Origin of the sequence: Dankookia rubra (assembly GCF_004355005.1) — a bacterium.
GTDB classification, from domain to species: Bacteria; Pseudomonadota; Alphaproteobacteria; order Acetobacterales; family Acetobacteraceae; genus Paracraurococcus; species Paracraurococcus ruber_A.
On record NZ_SMSJ01000448.1, the window covers coordinates 1 to 214 of the forward strand.

Below are 214 nucleotides of genomic sequence, written 5' to 3' on the forward strand. Positions count from 1 at the left end.
TGGCATGGGGCAGTTCGTGCGCCTGGCCCGGCGCGAGAGCAAAGGCAACCGCGCGGCCTGTCCCGTCGGCGATCACGCAGGCCTTGGTGCCATAGCCGCCGCGAGAACGGCCAAGCGCCTCACCTGCGCTCCGCTGCGCCGGAGTGTCGGCTTTTTGGCCGCCCCCGCCGCCTTCTGGTGGGCGCGGATCGAGGTGCCATCGAGGAAGGCCATG

Annotated in this window: 1 pseudogene; it reads right to left on the bottom strand. The window is 71.5% G+C overall.

Annotated features, from left to right (window positions below):
• Positions 1–214 (bottom strand): annotated as a pseudogene (locus E2C06_RS37205) (IS5-like element ISMex42 family transposase); the annotation flags it as partial.